This window comes from Halomonas caseinilytica (assembly GCF_001662305.1).
GTDB lineage: Bacteria > Pseudomonadota > Gammaproteobacteria > Pseudomonadales > Halomonadaceae > Halomonas > Halomonas caseinilytica.
In genome coordinates, this window is the sequence record NZ_BDEP01000016.1 from 380,751 (window position 1) to 400,968 (window position 20,218).

Annotated in this window: 18 protein-coding genes; 14 read left to right on the forward strand and 4 right to left on the reverse strand. The window is 64.7% G+C overall.

What is annotated here, in order from left to right; genetic code table 11:
* Positions 1-59: 59 nt before the first annotated feature.
* Both A9O65_RS11720 and A9O65_RS11725 read left to right on the forward strand, forming a co-directional pair.
* Complete coding sequence (locus tag A9O65_RS11720; protein WP_064702182.1) at positions 60-308, forward strand: sulfurtransferase TusA family protein; 249 nt, start codon at positions 60-62, stop codon at positions 306-308.
* Positions 305-1,423 carry an AI-2E family transporter gene (locus tag A9O65_RS11725; RefSeq protein ID WP_064699470.1) on the forward strand — a complete coding sequence of 373 codons (1,119 nt, stop codon included), beginning with the start codon at positions 305-307 and terminating at the stop codon, positions 1,421-1,423. Before A9O65_RS11720 ends, A9O65_RS11725 begins: the two co-directional genes overlap by 4 nt.
* A gap of 69 nt (positions 1,424-1,492) precedes the next feature.
* On the opposite strand, the gene A9O65_RS11730 is transcribed toward A9O65_RS11725, so the two are convergent.
* Positions 1,493-1,969, reverse strand: a complete 477-nt coding sequence (locus A9O65_RS11730; protein WP_064702183.1) for a peroxiredoxin — start codon at positions 1,967-1,969, stop codon at positions 1,493-1,495.
* A gap of 241 nt (positions 1,970-2,210) precedes the next feature.
* Between A9O65_RS11730 and dapA the strand changes: the two genes are divergently transcribed.
* From dapA to purC, 4 genes are all read left to right on the forward strand, one after another.
* Complete coding sequence (gene dapA, locus A9O65_RS11735; protein ID WP_064699468.1) at positions 2,211-3,095, forward strand: 4-hydroxy-tetrahydrodipicolinate synthase; 885 nt, start codon at positions 2,211-2,213, stop codon at positions 3,093-3,095.
* A gap of 46 nt (positions 3,096-3,141) precedes the next feature.
* Positions 3,142-4,116: an outer membrane protein assembly factor BamC gene (locus A9O65_RS11740; protein WP_064702184.1), complete on the forward strand. Its 975-nt coding sequence runs from the start codon at positions 3,142-3,144 to the stop codon at positions 4,114-4,116.
* Positions 4,116-4,907, forward strand: coding sequence for an MBL fold metallo-hydrolase (locus A9O65_RS11745; protein WP_064699466.1), 792 nt, complete (start codon positions 4,116-4,118; stop codon positions 4,905-4,907). The genes A9O65_RS11740 and A9O65_RS11745 overlap by 1 nt, the downstream gene beginning before the upstream one ends.
* Before the next feature lie 80 nt (positions 4,908-4,987).
* Positions 4,988-5,701, forward strand: a complete 714-nt coding sequence (purC, locus tag A9O65_RS11750; RefSeq protein WP_064699465.1) for a phosphoribosylaminoimidazolesuccinocarboxamide synthase — start codon at positions 4,988-4,990, stop codon at positions 5,699-5,701.
* 220 nt (positions 5,702-5,921) lie between these two features.
* Here purC and tsaA read toward each other — a convergent pair whose 3' ends face one another.
* Complete coding sequence (gene tsaA, locus A9O65_RS11755) at positions 5,922-6,644, reverse strand: tRNA (N6-threonylcarbamoyladenosine(37)-N6)-methyltransferase TrmO (protein WP_064699464.1); 723 nt, start codon at positions 6,642-6,644, stop codon at positions 5,922-5,924.
* A 92-nt stretch (positions 6,645-6,736) separates the two neighbouring features.
* On the opposite strand from tsaA, the gene A9O65_RS11760 reads away from it, so the two are divergent.
* Entirely contained in the window at positions 6,737-7,294 is a 558-nt protein-coding gene (locus A9O65_RS11760; RefSeq protein ID WP_082919995.1) for a GNAT family N-acetyltransferase, read from the forward strand.
* Between the two features lie 5 nt (positions 7,295-7,299).
* Here A9O65_RS11760 and nadC read toward each other — a convergent pair whose 3' ends face one another.
* Positions 7,300-8,151, reverse strand: coding sequence for a carboxylating nicotinate-nucleotide diphosphorylase (gene nadC, locus A9O65_RS11765; protein ID WP_064699463.1), 852 nt, complete (start codon positions 8,149-8,151; stop codon positions 7,300-7,302).
* A 79-nt stretch (positions 8,152-8,230) separates the two neighbouring features.
* Between nadC and ampD the strand changes: the two genes are divergently transcribed.
* From ampD to A9O65_RS11795, 6 genes are all read left to right on the forward strand, one after another.
* Positions 8,231-8,794 (forward strand): 1,6-anhydro-N-acetylmuramyl-L-alanine amidase AmpD, encoded by a 564-nt coding sequence (ampD, locus tag A9O65_RS11770; RefSeq protein ID WP_064702185.1) that lies wholly within the window; start codon positions 8,231-8,233, stop codon positions 8,792-8,794.
* A gap of 344 nt (positions 8,795-9,138) precedes the next feature.
* A complete protein-coding gene (gene aceE / locus A9O65_RS11775) occupies positions 9,139-11,817 on the forward strand; it encodes a pyruvate dehydrogenase (acetyl-transferring), homodimeric type (protein WP_064702186.1) in 2,679 nt (892 codons plus the stop codon).
* A 71-nt stretch (positions 11,818-11,888) separates the two neighbouring features.
* The gene (gene aceF, locus A9O65_RS11780; protein WP_064702187.1) at positions 11,889-13,904 is read left to right on the forward strand and encodes a pyruvate dehydrogenase complex dihydrolipoyllysine-residue acetyltransferase; all 2,016 of its coding nucleotides are present in this window, start codon (positions 11,889-11,891) and stop codon (positions 13,902-13,904) included.
* A gap of 251 nt (positions 13,905-14,155) precedes the next feature.
* Positions 14,156-14,812, forward strand: coding sequence for an adenylate kinase (gene adk / locus A9O65_RS11785; RefSeq protein WP_064702188.1), 657 nt, complete (start codon positions 14,156-14,158; stop codon positions 14,810-14,812).
* 83 nt (positions 14,813-14,895) lie between these two features.
* Positions 14,896-15,600, forward strand: coding sequence for a tRNA (adenosine(37)-N6)-threonylcarbamoyltransferase complex dimerization subunit type 1 TsaB (tsaB, locus tag A9O65_RS11790; protein ID WP_064699458.1), 705 nt, complete (start codon positions 14,896-14,898; stop codon positions 15,598-15,600).
* Positions 15,597-16,364 (forward strand): class I SAM-dependent methyltransferase, encoded by a 768-nt coding sequence (locus tag A9O65_RS11795; protein WP_064702189.1) that lies wholly within the window; start codon positions 15,597-15,599, stop codon positions 16,362-16,364. Before tsaB ends, A9O65_RS11795 begins: the two co-directional genes overlap by 4 nt.
* An 8-nt stretch (positions 16,365-16,372) precedes the next feature.
* Here the strand turns inward: A9O65_RS11795 and plsB are convergent, their stop codons facing one another.
* On the reverse strand, positions 16,373-18,808 hold the full coding sequence (plsB, locus tag A9O65_RS11800) for a glycerol-3-phosphate 1-O-acyltransferase PlsB (RefSeq protein WP_064702190.1): 2,436 nt from the start codon (positions 18,806-18,808) through the stop codon (positions 16,373-16,375).
* An 87-nt stretch (positions 18,809-18,895) separates the two neighbouring features.
* On the opposite strand from plsB, the gene A9O65_RS11805 reads away from it, so the two are divergent.
* Positions 18,896-20,014, forward strand: coding sequence for a phospholipase D-like domain-containing protein (locus tag A9O65_RS11805; RefSeq protein WP_064702191.1), 1,119 nt, complete (start codon positions 18,896-18,898; stop codon positions 20,012-20,014).
* The last annotated feature ends 204 nt before the right edge of the window (positions 20,015-20,218 follow it).

The window sequence follows — 20,218 nt, forward strand, 5'->3', positions numbered from 1 at the left end:
CATGTCGGAGACACGCCTCGGCCGATCCGGCATGCTCAAGCATTCTCCTGGGAGACAACATGACTGTGCAACCCGACGATGTGCTCGACGCACGTGGTCTGCCTTGTCCGTTACCCCTGCTCAAGGCCAAGCAGGCCCTGGCCCGGCTGGCGCCGGGAGAGCTGCTGGAGGTGATGGCGACCGATAGTGGCTCCTGGCAGGATTTCGAAACCTTCATCGCGCAGAGTGGCCATGAAATGCCGGCTCGAGAGGAGCGCGGCGACGTCTACCACTATTGGATCCGCAAGGCGGGGGAGCGCGCTCGATGACCCTGAGGTCACTGCTTCGAGGCTGGATGGAGCGTTATTTCTCCGACGAAGAAGCCGTCATCCTGCTGTTGGTGCTGGTGCTGGGCTTCGCCGTGGTGATCTGGCTTGGCCAGATGCTGGCGCCTTTCCTGACGGCACTGGTCATCGCGTTTTTGCTGCAAGGCGCGGTCAACGGCCTGACGCGCCGTCGCGTGCCCCATCTGCTGGCGGTACTGCTGGTGTTTCTCGGCTTTCTCGGTGTGCTGCTGGCCATGGCCTTGATCCTCATGCCGTTGATCTGGAACCAGATGGTCAACTTGCTGCAGGAGACGCCACGCATGTTCGCCAGCGGGCAGTCTCTGCTCGACGATCTCCAGGCCCGTTATCCGCAACTGGTGACACCGGATCAGATCCAGTCCTGGATCGGCATGGCCGGCCGCGAGATGACGCAACTCGGGCAGCGGGCGCTGTCGCTGTCGCTCGCTTCGCTCGGCAATGTGCTGTCGTTGATCATCTATCTGGTACTGGTGCCGATTTTGGTCTTCTTCATGCTCAAGGATCGCGATCGCCTGGTGGGCTTCACGATGTCGCTGCTGCCTCAGCGTCGTGAGCTGATGACTCGCATCTGGCACGAGATGGATGACCAGATCGCCAACTATGTACGCGGCAAGTTCATCGAGATCATCATCGTCGGCAGTGTGGCCTTCTTCACCTTCATCTGCTTCGGTCTGCCGTACTCGGCGTTGCTGGCCGTGCTGGTCGGCTTATCGGTGCTGGTACCCTACATCGGGGCGGCCTTGGCCACGCTCCCGGTGGCGGCGGTGGCTGGCTTTCACTTCGGTATCAGCGACCAGTTTCTCTATGTACTGATCGCCTACGGCGTCATCCAGGCGCTGGATGGCAACGTCCTGGTGCCTGTGCTGTTCTCCGAAGCCGTCAATCTGCATCCGGTATCGATCATCCTGGCGGTGCTGTTCTTCGGCGGCATCTGGGGCTTCTGGGGGATATTCTTCGCCATCCCGCTGGCCACCCTGCTCAAGGCACTAGTCTATGCCTGGCCGAGAGGCATCCAGCAGCGACGCGAGGAAGTGTCGTCGGGGGCCGTCAGCGAGACCGGCGAAGGCCTCGAGGGGTAAGCGCGCTCGGCAGGTATCGATGCCCGCCAACGGGGCCGGCCGCCCGGGGAGGGCGGCCGAGGTGGGGGGTCATTCGCCGTCGTGCAGTGCCTGTGCGGCCTCCAGGACGTCGGCCACGTGCCCCTTGACCTTGACCCCGCGCCATTCCCGGGCGAGATTGCCGTCGGCGTCGATCAGGAAGGTGCTGCGCTCGATGCCCAGGTGTTCCTTGCCGTAGAGTTTCTTGAGCTTGATGACGTCGAACAACCGGCAGACGGTTTCGTCCTTGTCGGAAATCAGCGCAAAGTTGAAATCCTGCTTGGCCTTGAAGTTTTCCTGAGCACGGATGCCGTCTCGGGAAACGCCGATGATCACCGTGTTGGCGGCGTCGAATGCAGTCTTGTTGTCCCGGAAGTCGCCGCCTTCGGTCGTGCAGCCGGGGGTACTGGCCTTGGGGTAGAAATAGATCACGACCTGCTTGCCGCGCAGCGCCGACAGCGTCAACTGGGTATCGCCGGTGGCGGTCGCGGTGAAGTCGGGCACTGGCTGACCGAGTGTGAGGCTCATGGCGTCTCCTGGGCTGGTGAGGTAAATGAAGCCCTGATTACACGCAACCGCGCACGAACTGTAAAGTCGCCGCTGTACAGGCCCTGACGCCCTGAGTACCATTTGACCCTTGGCGGCGAGACATTGATCGGGCGCCGGGCATCACCTGAAAGCTGACGAGCGCAGGCACTTTCCAGGCGTTGTCTGGCCCCCGGTGCGCGGAGGCCGCGTACACCAGGCAGGCCGGGAGGATGAGTAGAGGATGATCACGGGTAGCATCGTCGCGCTGGCGACGCCGATGAAAGTCAACGGCGACATCGACTGGGAGGCCCTGCGCCGCCTGGTTCACTTCCATCTCGACAACGGCACCGATGCCATTGTCGCGGCGGGCACCACCGGTGAGCCGACGACCATGTCGTTCGCCGAACACTTCGACGTGATTCGCGCCGTGGTGGAGGAAGTCGATGGTCGTATTCCGGTGATTGCCGGTACCGGTTCCAACAACACCACCGAGGCGGTGGAACTGACCCGCTATGCCAAGGAGGTCGGGGCCGACTATTGCCTCACCGTGGCGCCCTACTACAACAAGCCGACCCAGGAAGGTCTCTATCAGCATTTCAAGGTCATTGCCGAGACCAGCGATCTGCCGGTGATTCTCTACAACGTGCCGGGCCGCACCTGCTCCGATATCTATAACGAGACGGTGCTGCGACTGGCCGAAGTCGACAATATCGTCGGCCTCAAGGATGCCACCGGCAACCTGGAACGCGCCGAGGACCTGATCGCCCGTCTCGAGGGCAGCGGTTTCATGCTCTATTCCGGTGATGACGGCACGGCATGCGACTTCATGCTGATGGGTGGGCATGGCGACATCTCGGTGACTGCCAACGTGGCGCCCCAGGCCATGCACGATCTTTGTGCCGCCGCCGTTGCCGGCGAGACCGACAAGGCCCATCAGATCAATACCCGCCTGATGCCGCTGCACACCAACCTGGGAATCGAGGCCAATCCGATCCCGGTCAAGTGGGCCCTGAACCGGATGGGCATGCTGGAACCGGGCATCCGCCTGCCGCTGACCTGGTTGTCCGAGAAGTATCACTCCACCGTCAGCGAAGCCCTGCAGCTGGCGGGCCTGATCGAAGACTGAGTGGTGGCCGTGGCCATCCCCCAATGATATGACGCAAGGTGGACGCATGAACTCTGCGCTGAAATGGATGCCGCTGCTGGCCGCTCTGGCCCTGGCGGGTTGCGCTCGGGAAGGCTATTACGACAACCGCAGTGTCGATTATGCCAAGGCCAAGGAAAGCGCGCCCTTGGAACTTCCCGATACACGCAATACGCGTCGTTACCGCGATGCCATGCCAGTGCCCGATGTTCCCGGCGCCTTCGCCTCCCAAGGCGATGACTTTCAGGCGCCTCCGCCTCGTGCCCTGAATGCCGGCAGTGGCGTTGCTCCCGGCGAGGTGGCTCGCCGCGAGGCCGGCGAGCAGAGTTGGCTGGTGGTGGGGGCTGCACCGGGCACCGTCTGGTCCGAGGTCGACGACTTTGCCACCACCCGCGGGCTGGAGGTGCTGTCGCGCGACGACCGCCGTGGTGTGATGGAGACCGAGCAAGGGCGCATCAGCGTGTCACCTGGGCTGCATCAGGGGGTCAGCGAGGTGCGTTGCGAGCAGGGAGGCGCTTCCGTGGAGGGTTGCCTGAGGGCGCTGGAGCGTCGCTTCGAACAGCGCAGCAACCTTGCCAGTGCCACTGCATCCGGCTTGTCGGTCCAGGGACGCATGGCGCAGACGCGTCAGCCGCCGCGTCTCGAGCAGGCCGAGGATGGCTGGCAACTGGTGCTGCCTTATGACCTGGACCGCGCCTGGGCGGAGTTGAGCGCGCAGCTCGAGGCCGATTTCTCCCTGGAAGATCGCCGTCAGCTGCTCGAACAGGATATCAGCACGCATACGTTCCTGGTCGACTACCTGCCCCTCAGCGAGCGCAGTCGCGGGGTCTGGGAATCGCTGACGTCGCTGGAGTTCAGCGAACAGGCCAGTCGCCTGCGCCTGACGCTGAGCCGTCAGGGCGCGGACCAGACCCTGGTGCGTGCCAGCGCGGCCGATGACGAGGCGCTTGCGGCCAACGATGCCCGTGAGCTGCTGGAGCGGGTCGGAGGCCTTCTGCGCTGATGACCGCGCCGCTCGATGCCCCAGGACACCTGCGCTTCGCGTCCTTGGGCAGCGGCAGCAAGGGCAACGCGACCCTGGTCAGTGACGGTGAGACGCATCTGCTGGTCGACTGCGGTTTCGGTCTCAAGGAGGCCGAACGCCGACTGGGGCGGCTCGGCCTGCATCCGCGCCAGCTCGACGCTCTGCTGGTGACCCATGAGCATGGCGACCACCTGCGGGGTGTTGGCCCCCTGGCCAGGAAACACGGCATGCCCGTTTATCTGACGCCGGGCACCTGGCTGGCGGGACGCACCGGCGAGCTGCCCCAGCGACACTGGATAACGCCCCAGTCGCCCTTCCGGGTCAAGGGGATCGAGATCGATCCTGTCACCGTGCCCCACGATGCCCGGGAGCCGGTGCAGTTTTGCCTTTCCGCCGCCGGACGGCGGCTCGGCCTGTTGACCGATCTCGGCCATCCCAGCAGCCATGTCGTCGACGCCTTTCAGGGCTGCGACGCCCTGGTGCTGGAATGCAACCATGATGTGCGATTATTGGAGACGGGACCGTATCCGCCGAGCCTCAAGCGCAGGGTCGGCGGCCGCTGGGGACATCTCGCCAACGAGCAGGCCGCCTGGCTGTTGCAGCGGCTGGGCCTGGATCGTCTGCAGCATATCGTGTGTTCGCACCTTTCCGAACACAATAATCGTCCCGAACTGGCGGTGGCAGCGCTGGATCCGCTGCTCGATGGCGAGGCATCCCGCCTGACGGTGGCCGCCCAGGACCAGGGGCTGGACTGGCGGGTGATCCGCTGAACATACACAGGCGCCCGAGGCCACTCGCCGAGGTGTCGGGCAATGCCTGGGCTACTTATCACATTGCCCTGGAGGCTCCCATGGACAAGCGTCAAGAACTCTATGCCGGCAAGGCCAAGTCGGTGTATGCCACCGATGATCCCGACCGCCTGATCCTGCACTTCCGCGATGACACCAGCGCCTTCGACGGCGAGCGCATGGAGTCGTTGGCGCGCAAGGGCAAGGTCAACAATCGCTTCAATGCCTTCATCATGGAGAAGCTGCAGGAAGCGGGAATCCCCACTCACTATGAGCGTTTGCTTTCCGACACCGAAAGCGTGGTGAAGAAGCTCGACATGCTGCCGGTGGAGTGCGTCGTCCGCAATATCGCCGCCGGAGGGCTGGTCAAGCGCCTGGGCGTGGAAGAGGGCAGCGAGCTGGCACCGCCGACCTTCGAGCTCTTCCTCAAGGACGATGCCCTGCACGACCCGATGATCAACGAGTCACTGGCGGAGACCTTTGGCTGGGCAACGCCTGCACAGCTGGCCGAGATGAAATCGCTGACCTACCGGGTCAATGAGGTCCTCAAGCAGCTGTTCGCCGATGGCGGTCTGCTGCTGGTGGATTACAAGCTCGAGTTCGGCCTCTTCCACGGTAGCATCGTGCTGGGTGACGAGTTCTCGCCGGATGGCTGCCGCCTGTGGGACGCCAAGACCCGCGAAAAACTCGACAAGGACCGTTTCCGTCAGGGCCTGGGCGGAGTGATCGAGGCCTATGAGGAAGTGGGAAGGCGCATCGGCGTCGATTTCTCCTGAGGAGATCTACACGCTCCTGCATGAAGGGCCCTGCGGGGCCCTTCCGCCGTGTCTGCTCCCGAACTATCGCAGTTGACGGTCGAGTGCCGTAGTTCGCGGGGCTCTCCTTCGGCAGTCTCCGAGAGGCGCTGTGACCCCTTCCCTGGGTCTACCGATTCCATCCCTGGTATCGGCCCCTCTCTTCGACTGCCCCCGGCGCTCCCCTCTTGGCCTCCGGCGCCTACACCACCACGATCTCGATGACTTCCAGCAGTGTCTTGCTCTCATCGTTGACCACGGCGCGAAAGCGCACGTCCACGTCGCGCAATCGCACTCCGTAGATTCGATCCTCCGCGCCGCGGCGATAGGCGGGGCGTGGGTCCTGGGCCAGCACCTGGTGGATCAGCTCCCGCAACGAGGTGGCATCGGGTCGGGCGGCCAGGGTCGCTTGTGCCTCCGGCGTGAGGCGTACCGGCAGCAAGGCGGGGGCCTCGGGCGCGAAGCCGGCACGGGCCTCGGGGCGGGCTTCCGCCCAAGGCAGGTAGGGTTTGATGTCCAGTACCGGGGTGCCATCGACCAGATCGACGCTGCGCAGGCGCAGGCTTACGCCCGCGTCGGTGTCGATGCCTTCCAGTTCCACCAGCGATTGCCCCAGCCGGTTGGGGCGATGAGTGCTGCGGCTGGCGAAGACACCGATCCTGGCGTTGCCGCCCAGGCGGGGCGGGCGTACCAGGGGCGTCCAGCGCTCGGGGCTGAGATGGAAAAGGAAGGTCACCCAGAGGTGGCTGAAGGCCTCCAGGCCACGCACCGCCAGGGGATCGTCGAAGGGAGGCGTCAGTACCAGACGGGCCCGGGCGGCATCGGCCAGTCCCGGCTGTCGTGGCACGCCGAACTTGTCGGGATAGTCGCTTTCGATGCGGCCGATGGGGGTCAGGCTCACACTGGTGCAAGGGGATGCGGGCATTCTCGATTCCACGGCTTGTCGCGTTCGGGCATTGGCCCGGCGGCCTGGCTTCTGTAGTCTCTTGGCGGTTTCATCATCTCAGGAAGTCATGCATGCGTCATGCCGATATCGAGCGGGCATCGGCGGCTCCTGGCCGCGATGCCTCCCAGGAACGGAAAACGCCACGCATTTTCTACCGGCTCGCCAAGGCGCGGGACGGTGCCGATCAGGCCGAGGTCTTCCATCATGCCGTGATGCAGGGTGCCATGGCGCATTACTCGCAGGAGGCACGGGAGGCCTGGGCTTCCGTATTACCCCGGGACGGTAGCGCCTGGGTGGCGCGACAGGCCCTCTACACCACTCTGGTGGCAAGCTGCGATGGCCGCTGCGTGGGCTTTCTGGAACTCGATCTGCGACGCCAGCATGTGGAGTCGCTCTATGTGTGGCCGTCGCTAGCTCGTCGCGGCATTGGCTCGACCCTGCTGGTGCACGCCGAACGTCTGCTGGTCGAGCAGGGCGCCGATCGGGTCGATATCGCCGCCAGCCTGGTCCTGGCCGATAGCCTGGAAAGCCGAGGCTGGCGACGGGTGCGCGAGGAGTGGGTCGAGCGCGGCGGCCAGCGACTGCGCCGGCGGATCCTGGAGAAGTCGCTGGTGGCCGTCGAGACCTGAGAGAATCAGTCGTCCTGCCCGAGGAAGCGCATCGACAGGTCGATCGCCTTGACGTCCTTGGTCAGGGCGCCGCTGGAGATGCAGTCCACGCCGGTGGCAGCAATGGCCTTGAGCGTGGAATCGTCGACATTGCCGGAGGCCTCGAGCGTGGCGCGGCCGGCGGTGCGTCGCACGGCCTCGCGCAGGTCGTCCAGCGAGAAGTTGTCGAGCATGATCACGTCCGCCCCGGCTTCGAGGGCCTGGTCGAGCTCCTCGAAGCTTTCCACCTCGACCTCCACCGGCAGGTCTCGGGCGATATCCCGGGCCTCCCGGACGGCTGCGGCGATACTGCCGCAGGACGCGATATGATTCTCCTTGATCAAGAAGGCGTCGTAGAGACCGATGCGGTGATTGTGGCCGCCTCCGCAGGACACCGCGTATTTCTGTGCCAGGCGCAGGCCCGGTAGTGTCTTGCGGGTGTCGAGCATGCGCACGCCGGTGCCGGCGAGCAGGTCGACGTAATGGCGGGTGCGCGTGGCGGTGCCGGAGAGTGTCTGCAGCAGGTTCAGTGCCGCGCGCTCGCCGGTCAGCAGGCTGCGTGCCGGCCCCTCGAGCTCGAGGAAGACCTGATCGGCGCTCAGCCGGTCGCCGTCGGCGGCCTGCCAGTGCAGGATGACGCGGGGGTCGAGGCGGCGAAAGAGCTCATCGACCCAGGCCACGCCGCACAGCACGGTGTCCTCCCGGGTGATCACCCGGGCGCGGGCCCAGTGTTTCTCGGCAATCAGTTCGGCGGTGATGTCGCCGGGGCCGACATCCTCGGCCAGCAGCCGGGCGGCGCTGTCGCGGATCTCTTCAGCGAGGGCATCCTGATAGTGCATGGCGGGGATCGTCTCTGTGCTGGAAAGCGGGAGACGTTCATTATAGAGGAAAGCGAAGCGTCGACGTCAGGGGGAAAGCATGTCGATTGACCAGGGATGGCTGGGGGGGGCGCGTCGCGTGGTGTCGCCCAATCAGGACGCTCGGCCGGAGGAAGAGATCTCCTTGCTGGTCCTGCATTCCATCAGCCTGCCGCCGGGGAAGTTCTCCGGCGATGCTATCGAGCGATTGTTCACCAACCGCCTGGATCCCGAGGCGCATCCTTATTTCTCCGGCATCCATCGGCTGCGGGTGTCGGCCCATCTGTTGATCCGGCGGGATGGGGAATGCGTGCAGTTCGTGCCGTTTACGGCCCGCGCCTGGCACGCCGGACGCTCCTGGTGGCGCGATGGCGAGCGTTGGCGCCGGGCGTTGAACGACTTCTCGGTGGGCATCGAGCTGGAAGGCGACGAGGTGACGCCCTATACCGAAGCCCAGTATGACTCGCTGGTGCGTGCCTGCCGTGCCTTGTGGACGCATTATCCGGCCATCACGCCCGAGCGCATCACCAGCCATGCGCGTGTCGCACCGCTACGCAAGAGTGACCCCGGTCCGGCCTTCGACTGGGCCTATTTTCGCCAATTGTTGGCTGAAGTGACCCGATAGTACGTAAAAAAACATTCAAATTGCCGGGTGAGCTCTGCTGAGCCCCGAACCAGCTCGTTGTTCTACTAACGCGGCGTTTCTGGTGCGATCCACTATGAAGGCGGGGTTATTCCACGTGTTATGGGCGTCACAAGGCTTTTGAAAAAAATTTCCATGTCTGTTTCAATTGGCACCAGTGAGTGTTTACGGTATCGTCAACGCACCCACCGACATTGGTCGCGTTGTCTTGTAAAACGACTACAAATCTGGCAGATGGCGTGGAATTGCCCTCCATGCCTTCCCTCAGAGCGCCACATGCCCCTCGCTGCGGGGCTGTCGCCCCACCGTCATTCGGAGAGACGTCTATGAGTCTTGAGACACGAGAAGATCTCGATCCGGTCGAAACCCAGGAGTGGTTGGATTCCCTGGAGTCGGTTCTGGATCGCGAGGGTGAGGACCGGGCCCGGTACCTCATGACCCGGCTAGCGGATCGCTATCGCCGCGACGGCATGCAAGTGCCCTTCTCGGTGACGACGCCGCATCGCAACACCATTCCGGTGCATCGTGAGGCGCCGATGCCGGGCGACCTGTTCATGGAGCGTCGCATCCGTTCGCTGATTCGCTGGAACATGGCCGCCATGGTGACCCGGGCCAACAAGGCCAACAAGGGGATCGGTGGTCACCTGGCCAGCTTCATGTCCAGTGCGACTCTCTACGACGTGGGCTTCAACCATTTCTTCCGTGCTCCCAACGGTGATTTCAAGGGCGACCTGGTGTTCATCCAGGGGCACAGCGCCCCGGGCATCTATGCGCGTTCCTATCTGGAAGGCCGCCTCACCGAGGAGCAGATGGACAAGTTCCGCCAGGAAGTGGATGGCGATGGCCTGTCGTCCTATCCGCACCCTTGGCTGATGCCCAACTACTGGCAACTGCCCACGGTCTCCATGGGGCTTGGGCCGATCATGGCCATCTATCAGGCCCACGTCATGAAGTACCTGGATCAGCGCGGCCTGCAGCCGATGCAGGATCGCAAGGTCTGGGCCTTCCTCGGCGACGGCGAGTGCGACGAGCCCGAGACGCTCGGGGCCATTCACCTTGCCAGCCGCGAGAAACTCGACAACCTGAACTTCGTCGTCAACTGTAACCTGCAGCGCCTCGATGGTCCGGTGCGTGGCAATTCACGCATCATGGACGAGCTCGAGGGCGTGTTCCGCGGCGCCGGCTGGAATGTCATCAAGGTGGTCTGGGGCCGGCTGTGGGATCCGCTCTTCGAGAAGGACAAGAAGGGTATCCTGCAGAAGCGCATGGATGAGGCGGTCGACGGCGAATACCAGAACTACAAGGCCAACGGCGGCGCCTATACCCGGGAGCACTTCTTCGGCAAGTACCCGGAGACTGCCGAGCTGGTCAAGGACATGTCCGACGAGGACATCTGGAAGCTCAACCGCGGTGGCCACGATCCGTTCAAGATCTATGCCGCCTACCATGAGGCCTTCCACAACGCCAACGGTCGTCCCACCGTCATCCTGGCGCATACCGTCAAGGGCTATGGTCTGGGCGCCGCCGGCGGCGAGGCCGACAACGAGGCCCACCAGGTCAAGTCCATCGATGACCCGGAAGTCCTGAAGGATTTCCGCGATCGTTTCGGCATCCCGGTCTCCGACGAGCAGATCGAGAACGAGATGCCCTACTACAAGCCGGACGACGACAGTCCGGAGATCAAGTACATGCATCTCCAGCGCGAACGTCTGGGGGGCTACCTGCCGGCGCGCAACCCGGACTTCGAGGCGCTCGAGATTCCGTCTCTCGAAGACAAGATCTTTGCTTCGCAGCTGAGCGGCTCCAAGGGGCGTGAAGTCTCCACGACCATGGCGTTCGTGCGCATTCTCAATGGCCTGGTCAAGGACAAGCAGATCGGCAAGCGCGTCGTGCCGATCGTGCCCGACGAGGCACGTACCTTCGGCATGGAGGGCATGTTCCGCCAGCTCGGCATCTATACCTCCGAAGGGCAGAAGTACGAGCCCATGGACAAGGGCCAGCTGATGTTCTATCGCGAGGACCAGGCGGGTCAGGTCCTCGAGGAGGGCATCACCGAGGCCGGCGCCATGTCGTCCTGGATTGCCGCGGCGACCTCCTACAGCAACCACGGCCTGCCGCTGTTGCCGTTCTACATCTACTACTCGATGTTCGGCTTCCAGCGGATCGGCGATCTGGCCTGGGCCGCCGGCGACATGCAGGCACGCGGCTTCCTCATCGGCGGCACGGCCGGTCGCACGACCCTGAACGGCGAGGGCCTGCAGCACCAGGATGGCCATAGTCACCTGCAGGCCTCGATGATTCCGAACTGCCGTAGCTACGATCCCACTTATGCCCATGAAGTGGCGGTGATCGTTCAGGATGGCTTGAAGCGGATGTATGCCGACAAGGAAAACTGCTTCTACTACCTGACGGTGATGAACGAGAACTACGAGCAGCCTGCCCTGGAAGATGTGCCCACCGAGGACATCATCAAGGGCATGTACCTGCTGCGCGAGACCCAGGGTGACAAGGCGCGCGTTCAGCTGATGGGCTCCGGCACCATCCTGCTCGAGGTCGAGGCGGCCGCCGAGCTGCTCGCCGAGGAGTGGGGTGTGGGCGCCGATATCTGGAGCGTCACCAGCTTCAACGAACTGCGCCGCGAGGCCCTGGCAATCGATCGCCAGGCCTTCCTCAAGCCGGCCGAGGAGCCGGGCAAGCCGCACGTCACCGCTTGCCTGGAAGGTCGTCAGGGGCCGGCCATCGCCTCCACCGACTACATGAAGCTGTTCGCCGACCAGGTCCGTGCCTGGGTGCCGACCGACTATCATGTACTGGGTACCGATGGTTATGGTCGTTCCGACACCCGCGAGAAGCTGCGTCACTTCTTCGAGGTCAATCGCTACTTCGTCACCGTGACCGCGCTCAAGGCGCTGGCCGACCGTGGCGAGATCGATCGCAAGGTCGTGGCCGAGGCCATCGAGAAGTACGGCATCGACCCCAACAAGCCCAATCCGCTTGAGGTGTGAGTCGTCGACCGATCCGGTGGCATGGCGGGCCGTAGGGCCCGCCCCCGTCAAGAGTTTGAAGGAGCGCGACCTTGAGTAGCGAAATCATCAAAGTGCCCGACATCGGTGGCGATACTGATGTCGAAATCATCGAGATCGCGGTGTCGGAAGGCGATGTCATCGAGCCCGAGGACACCCTGATCACACTGGAATCCGACAAGGCCAGCATGGATGTGCCATCGCCCCAGGGCGGCAAGGTGCTGAAGGTGCTGGTCAAGGAGGGCGATACCGTCTCCGAGGGTGACGCTATCGTCGAAATCGAAGCCGAAGGCGGCGGCGATGCCGACCAGGCCGAAGAAGACACCTCCGCCGAGGCATCGAGCGCCGAGGCCGAGGAAGCTCCGGCCGATGAGGCACCGGCCGAGCCTGCCGCCAAGTCCGGTGGCGGCTCCCGCACGGTGGAGATCAAGGTACCCGATCTGGGGGGCGCCGCTGATGTCGAGATCATCGAGGTGGCGGCCAGCGAGGGCGACACGCTCGATGCCGAGGACACCCTGATCACCCTGGAGTCCGACAAGGCCTCCATGGATGTGCCGAGCCCTCATGCCGGCAAGCTGATCAGCCTGACCGTCAAGGAAGGCGACACGGTTTCCGAAGGCGACGTGATCGGCAGCATGGAAGTCGCCGGTGAGTCAGACGGGGACGCGGCGAGCGAGGGCGCCGAGGCGCCGAGCGAGCCGGAACCCGCTGCTGACCCCGAGGCTGAGGACGAAGACGACACCGCCGGCGGCGAACCTGAGCGCAAGGAGGTTCGTGTGCCGGACCTCGGTGGTTCCAGCGACGTGCCGATCATCGAGGTGGCGGTCGCCGAGGGTGATGAGGTCGACGAAGAGGACCCGCTGATCACCCTGGAGTCCGACAAGGCCTCCATGGACGTGCCGAGCCCTCACAAGGGCAAGCTGGTCGAGCTGAAGGTGAAGGAAGGCGACAGCGTTTCCGAGGGCGATGTGATCGCCATCATCGAGACCGCCGCTGCCAAGCCGGCACCCAAGAAGACCGAGCAGAAACCGGCCGAGAAGCCAGCCAAGGCCTCGAGCGCCGGGCGTGAATCGGGCGAGAGCAAGTCCTCCGCGCCGGTCGGCCGCCCCAGCCCCGAGGCCGAGATGGCCGCCCACAAGCCCCGCGACGGCAAGCTGGTGCACGCAGGTCCGGCGGTCCGCATGCTGGCCCGCGAGCTGGGTGTCGACCTGGAACTGGTCAAGCCCACCGGTCCCAAGGAGCGGGTGCTCAAGGAAGACGTCCACAACTACGTCAAGCAGGTCATGGCCGGCCAGGCCAAGGCGCCCGCGGGTGCCGCCGCCGAGGGCGGTTCGGGCATCCCGCCGGTGCCGGACGTCGACTTCAGCCAGTTCGGCGAAGTCGAGGAGAAGCCGATGGGTCGCCTGATGAAGATGGGCGCGACCAATCTGCATCGCAGCTGGGTCAATCTGCCTCACGTGACCCAGTTCGACGAGGCCGACATCACCGAGCTGGAGGCCTTCCGCAAGTCCATGAAGGCCGAGGCGGAGGCCCAGGGGGCCAAGCTCACGCCGCTGCCGTTCCTGATCAAGGCCTGCGCCTTCGCGCTCAGGAAGTTCCCGCAGTTCAACGTCAGCCTGAAGAGCGACGGCGAAACCGTGGTGCACAAGAAGTACGTGCATATCGGCATCGCCGTGGATACGCCGGACGGACTGATGGTGCCGGTGATTCGTGACGCCGACCAGAAGTCGCTGATCGAGCTGGCCAAGGAATCCGTGGAACTGGCCGGCAAGGCGCAGTCGAAGAAGCTCAAGCGCGAGGAGATGACCGGTGGCTGTTTCACCATCTCCAGCCTGGGGTCCATCGGCGGCACCGCCTTCACGCCGATCGTCAATGCCCCGGAAGTGGCCATCCTCGGCGTCTCCAAGTCCCAGACCAAGCCGGTATGGGACGGTCAGGCCTTCCAGCCGCGTCTGATGATGCCGCTATCGCTGTCCTATGACCATCGTGCGGTCAATGGCGCCGATGCGGCACGCTTCACCGCCTTTTTGGGACAGGTGCTGACGGATATCCGCCGCTTGCTGCTCTGAAACGTGGCGACACCAAGAGTGTGACGACGGCGCCGTAAGGCGCCGTCGTTGTTTGCTGCCTGCTCAATGTCTTGTCCCCCTGGGCAGACGAAAGTGCTAGTGGCTCTAACTTTCTGATATAAAAAAATTTTTCATGGACCGTAAAGGGGCGACTTCCCATCTCGCTTGTCTGGCGAGAATGGCACGGGTATGGTTCGCTTCTCCCTTTTTCCAAGCTACGACACTTCCCGCTTTCTCAAGGAGCAGTTTAGATGCGTTTGATCCTGTTAGGCGCGCCAGGCGCTGGCAAGGGCACCCAGGCCCAATTCATCTGCGAGCGCTTCGGCATTCCGCAGATCTCCACCGGCGACATGCTGCGTGCCGCCGTCAAGGAAGGCAGCGAACTGGGCCTCCAGGTCAAGGAGATCATGGAAACCGGTGGTCTGGTGTCCGACGACCTGATCATCTCCCTGGTCAAGGAACGCATTGCGCAGCCCGACTGTGCCAACGGCTTTCTGTTCGACGGTTTCCCGCGCACCATCCCTCAGGCTGATGCCATGAAGGATGCCGGCGTGAAGATCGATCATGTCCTCGAGATTGCCGTACCCGACGAGGAAATCGTCAATCGCCTGGCGGGGCGTCGTGTGCACCCTGCCTCCGGCCGGGTCTATCATGTCGAGCTCAACCCGCCGCGCGAGGAGGGCAAGGACGATGTCACCGGCGAGCCGCTGATTCAGCGTGACGACGACAGCGAAGCCACGGTGCGCAATCGGCTGTCTGTGTATCACGACCAGACGGCGCCGCTGGTCGAGTACTATCAGGACTGGGCGCGGCAGGAACCCGACGTGGCGCCCCGCTACCATCGCGTCGAGGGCGTGGGTAGCGTCGATGACATCACCACCCAGGTGATCGAGGCCCTCGAGGGCTGAGTGACGCTTGACCTTCGGCAGCCCGCATCGCGCGGGCTGTTGTCGTATAATGTCCTGCCATTTTCCATCGACGCGTATTTCCCATGACGATCCTGCTCGCCCTGGACGCTTCCTCGAGCGCCTGCTCCGCCGCCTTGCTGCGCCGCCAAGATGATCATCCGGACGAGGTGATCTCTCGTTTCGAGCTTGCTCCCCGGGCGCATACCCGCCGCTTGCTGCCGATGGTCGACGAGGTGCTCGATGAAGCAGGGGTGGCGCCGGCCGAGCTCGATGCCGTCGCCTATGGTCGCGGGCCGGGCTCCTTCACCGGCCTGCGCATTGCAGCGGGTGCCGCTCAGGGGCTGGCCTTCGGTCTGGATCGGCCCCTGCTCGGTGTGTCGACGCTGCAGGCCCTGGCGCTGCGGGCACATCGCCACCATCACTATCGCTACCTGGTGACGGCCCTTGATGCCCGCATGGGGGAGGTCTATGCGGCCTGCTGGCGTTGCGATCGGGGACGCGTCGAGCCGCTCAACGCCGAGGCGGTGCTGCCTCCGGAGCGGTTGCGCTTGCCCGAGGGGCATGACGATCACGACTGGGTGGGTGTGGGCTCCGGCTGGACGCTGCGAGAGTCCATGCCGGCCGAGACGCAGGTGGCGATGAGCCTTTGTCTGTCGGATATGGACGCTGCCGCCGAAGACATGGCGCTGCTGGCCATCGAGGCCTTCGCCGCCGGAGAGGGGCGAGCGGCCCATGAAGTGCAGCCTGTCTACCTGCGCGACCAGGTGGCCTGGCGCAAGTCGCAATGAGCATCGGCAGTCGCGTCGCGGTCGAGAGTGACGCTGACCTGGCCAAGCGCTGGGCGCTGCCCTTGCGCGTCGAGGCGGCGGCTGCCCCGCTGATGTTGCGCGTCGAGGCCGGGCGCCTCGTTCTGGCCGGTGATCCGGGCACTTACGGCCATCCACTGGCGGTGGATTTCGTGGCCGGACGGGTCGCGCATCGACGTCGCTTCGGGGGCGGGCGAGGCCAGTTGATCGCTCGAGCCTGTGGCCTCGGCAAGGGGGTGACACCCTCGGTGGTGGATGCCACGGCAGGGCTGGGGCGTGATGCCTTCGTGCTGGCGTCGCTGGGTGCCGAGGTGCTGCTGGTCGAGCGCGTGGCGGCGATTGCCGCCTTGCTGGAGGATGGTCTGGCCCGGGCGTCCGCCGATCCCGATACCGCCGAGATCGCGGCACGCATGCGCCTTGTGCATGGCGATGCCGGTCGCGATCTGGCTCGTCGGGTAGAGGAAAGTGGCATTGCCCCGCAGGTCATCCATCTGGACCCCATGTTTCCGCATCGTACCAAGTCGGCACTGGTCAAAAAGGAGATGCGGTTGTTCCGTGAACTGGCCGGCGACGATGCCGATGCTCCGCGGCTGCTGGAGGCGGCGCTGGACGTGGCGACGCATCGCGTGGTCGTCAAGCGGCCACGCAAGGCGCCGCCCATCGCCGGGCCGTCGCCCCGGCACACCCTCGAAGGCAAGACCAGCCGCTACGATCTGTATGTCCATCGCGCGCTGACGGCGTCATGATCGCCGTTTCATGCCTGGGCATGTCGCGCGATTCGTTGCAGGCGATGACGCAGCGCGGGGTCGAACAGCGTCTGTCCACGTAGCGCGCCTTCGCGCAGCCGTGAACCGTAATACAGGCGCCCATCCCGGGTGCGGAGCCAGCCTTCGACCTCGAGGTTCTGCACCAGGCTTGCGAACAGGCGAGCGTCGAAGAATTCCGGTGAATCACGTCCGGTCAGTCGCCCCAGTCGTTCGGCCAGCTGGCGAGTGCGTTCAGTCAGGGCGTCACGGGTGAAATGTCCCGGCGCCTCACCGAGCAGCACCGAGAGCAGCAGGTAACCGCGTTCCAGCGGTGGTTGCATCAACCTGCCGAGCATGCGCAGTTGTTCTTCGCCGGTCAGCGAGGAGGTACGCCGCCATCGGTCGCCATCGTCTTCCAGTAGCCCCTGTTCGGCAAGACGTTCCAACGTGTCGGCCAGCGCCTCGCGCAACGAGGCCGGCGGCGCGATAGCGAATTCCCGTACCAGCACCGGCCAGCTCGGTGCCAGCAGGCGCTCCAGGTCATCCAGGGTATGGCAGGGCTGGTGGCGGAAAGCGAAGGCGGTGAGGCCGATGAGCGCATAGAGGTGCAGGACATTGTTGCGATACCAGCCCAGCAGCGTGGCCTGGGCGGGCTCGGCAGTGACCAGGTCTCCCAGCGCGTGAGGGCTGTGCTCGAGCATGCCCAGCGCACGGGTCTGGGCGATCCAGTCGGCGGGCTCGCCGGGCGGCAGGGCGAAGGCATGCTCGCGCCCCAGCGAGGCCAGCAATGCCAGGTGGCGCTCCAGCAAGGACGCTTCGATGGCATGGTGCGGCGTGGCCAGAAGGCCCAGGGCGACCAGGTTTACCGGGTTGAGCGAGGCGGCAGCATTGATGCGTCGCGCCAGTGTTTCACCGAGCTCGGTGACGGCGGTGCGCCGCCATTCGGGCGGTGCGGTGTCCAGGGAGTCGTCACGCCAGCCAGGCCGGGTGCGGTCGAGGAAATCATCCAGCGCCAGTGGCTCGCCGATGTTCACGGCAACGCGACCATGGGGCTCGCGCAGTCGTCGCACGACCCGCAGCAAGGCCAGGGGCGACTCCTTGCGCTTGCCACCGCCAGCAAGCTCACGCTGATAGCTGGCTTCCTCGAGGATGCGTTCATAGCCGATGTAGACAGGCACGAAGACGAGCGGCTGCCCGCCTTCCCGCTGGCTGCGCAGGAAGGAGTCCAGCGTCATGGCCAGCATGCCTGGGCGGGGTGGCAGCATTCTACCGCTGCGCGATCGTCCGCCCTCGATGAAATATTCCAGAGGATGGCCTCGGTTGAGCAGGCGGTGCAAGTATTCCTTGAAGACCGCCGAATACAGGGCTTTGCCGCGGAAGCTGCGGCGCATGAAGAAGGCGCCGCCACGACGCAGCAGCGGGCCGATCAGCGGCATGTCGAGATTGCGCCCGGCGGCGATGTGGGGTGGCATCAGCCCCTGAGCGTAGAGTACGTAGGAAAGCAGCAGATAGTCGATGTGACTGCGGTGACAGGGCACATAGACCAGGGTGCATTCACCGGCCAGCGGTTTGACATCTTCCAGCCCACGCGCATCGACGCCATCGTAGAGGCGATTCCACAACCGGCCTAGCACGCCATCGAGGAAGCGCAGCACGGGATAGCTCATGCTGGAGGCGATCTCCCGGCCATAGCGTCGTGCGCGTTGCGTCAGGCGCGCACGCTGACGGGGCGAGTGCCCGGCTTGTTCCTCGATGGCGCGGCGTACCGGCTCGCTGCGTGCCACGCCCTCGATCAGGGTGCGCCGGTGGGACAGATCAGGTCCCAGCACGCGGGAGCGCATGCGCCGGAAATGCACGCGGAGCAGGCGGGCTGCCTTGCGGTCGGTGAGCGATGGCTCGCGACCGTCATCGAGCTCGGCGAGGCGCAGGGGAGCGCCGAAGTGGACCTCCAGGTCGCGACCGTTGACCATGACGGCCAGCAGGCGTCGCAGGCGACCGGTAAGGCGCCAGCTGTCGGCCGCGAGTAGCTGCCAGAGTCCGAAACGCTTGCCCGGCGCGCGCCCCCAGAAGATGCTGACGGGGACCAGCTGAATATCGCGGCCTGTGTCGCGGTGAGCTTCGATGACCGCTCGAAATGGCGAGCGTGGCCCCCGGCGACGTTGCCAAAGGTGCCGCCGCGTGGTGGGCAGCGAGAGCTGGGCGGGCAGGGTATGATCGCCGAGGTGCCTTGGCAGGGTGGCGTCGGGGAGGCCTTGCTGGCGGGCCAGGACGTCGAGCAGCAAGCTGTCGGAGAGAGAGGAGCGCGGCAGGACGTACAAGGTCGTCAGGTCGGGATCGAGGCCGAGAGCCTCCGGCGCGGGTTCGAGCAGGCGTACCTGGGTCCAGGCGGCGATCAAGCGGCGCAATGGCGCGCGGAGCGGATTGACGGAAGTGGCACTGGCCATGCGATCGCTCTTGAAGAGGATGAGGGGCCAGTATAGCGGTGCCTTGCGGTGGGGTCAGGAGGCGTGGGAGCAATGGGAGACGGGACGATGTCGGGAGTCTGGCGGGAGGCCAATCATTTCCAGCTGCTGCCGGAGGCGGCGCGCTTTCTGCCGGCGATGTTCGAGGCCGTCGGCGCGGCCCGGGAATCGTTGCTGATCGAGCTCTACCTGATGGAGTCGGGGCGCCTGGCCACCATGGTGATCGATGCCTTGCTGGCAGCGGCGTCGCGTGGCGTGTCGGTGAGGTTGCTGCTCGATGGCTATGGTGCCATGGGCTTGTCGACGGCGGATCGTCGTCGACTTGAAGCAGGCGGCGTGGCCCTGCGCTGGTTCAATCCGCTGGGATGGCATTCCCTGGCACGCAACTTGACGCGCGACCATCGCAAGCTGGTGGTCGTGGATGGCCGGGTGGCCTTTACCGGCGGCTTCGGGGCGGTCGACGACTTTCTCGAGGCTTGGTACGAGGTGGCGGTGCGCATCGAGGGGCCGGTGGTCGATGACTGGGTGCGCTTGTTCGTGTCGCTCTGGGACTCGCCGATGACACGAGGCAACCAGGGCGCCCCACGGACTCAGTGTCGGCTGCCTGGAGCGGCAGTGCCATCGCGAGGCACCATGCGGGGCCGCGTTGTCTGGGGGCGAGGCTATCGCTATCAGGCCATCCGGCTGTCCCTGCAGCGTCGCGTGGATGAGGCTCGCCAGCGTATCTGGATATGCACGCCCTATTTCGTGCCGACGCTGAGCCTGCGGCGCCGACTCGCACGCGCCGCACGGCGCGGAGTGGACGTGCGTCTGCTGCTGCCCGGCGGGGATCATGACCATCCCGGCGTGCGTTACGCCGGCCAGCGTTTCTATGGGCGTCTGCTACGTGCCGGCGTGCGCATCTTCGAATTCCAGCCGTCCTTCATCCATGCCAAGTTCTCGATGGTCGATGACTGGGTGAGCCTTGGTTCCTGCAATTTCGACCACTGGAGCCTGCAGTGGAACCTCGAGGCCAATCAGGAAGTGGACGACGCCGACTTCGCCACTGAGGTGGCCGCGCTGTTCGAGCGCAATTTCGCCGCCAGCCGGGAAGTGCATCGTGACGACTGGGCGCGTCGGCCACGCGGACAACGGTTCAAGGAATGGCTGTTCGGGATACTGGACGGCATGGTGACGAGGCTGCGCTGACTCGGTCCGGGCAGCGCCCGGCCCGGAGCTGGAAGAACGCCCGCTTTGCGGGCTTAAGCTTGAAGCTGGAAGAAAAAACCTTGACCCCATGTTGTCGGGGTTCATGCTGTTTTCCAGCTTCCAGCTTCCAGCTTCCAGCTTCCAGCTTCCAGCTTCCAGCTTACGTCTTGCGCGTCTTCTTGCCACGACCGGATGGCCCCTTGC